This is a genomic window from Secundilactobacillus angelensis (genome assembly GCF_012641075.1).
Classification (GTDB): domain Bacteria; phylum Bacillota; class Bacilli; order Lactobacillales; family Lactobacillaceae; genus Secundilactobacillus; species Secundilactobacillus angelensis.
The window spans coordinates 1-317 of record NZ_JAAXLJ010000096.1 but is presented as its reverse complement, the minus strand read 5'-3'; the positions used below and the strand labels follow the sequence as shown (position 1 = coordinate 317).

At 34.7% G+C, this 317-nt stretch carries 1 protein-coding gene; it reads left to right on the top strand.

The features are described from left to right. The coding region (locus tag HC026_RS13215) for a transposase (protein WP_168926221.1) at positions 1-292 on the top strand (292 nt) is incomplete at its 5' end. Between the last annotated feature and the right edge of the window lie 25 nt (positions 293-317).

Below are 317 nucleotides of genomic sequence, written 5' to 3'. Positions count from 1 at the left end.
TCTACGTTACGCTTTGAAGACCAATAACTGGAATAACTACAATGCCACTTTTTGGCATACAGATGGTATCTCGCCAGAGATGCAATCCACTTTAGAAACATTGAAAGAACATCATGATGAGATTAAGAACGCCTTTAATTATCCCTATTCTAATGGTCCACTAGAAGGTACCAACAATAAAATCAAGGCGATTAAACGAGCAGGTTTCGGGTATAAATGCTTCCGCAAGTTTCGAGTGAGAGTACTTTATACTTTGCATATTAAAACTAAAAAAGTCCTAATCACAAAGTAGTGATTAGAACTAATTTATAAATTTA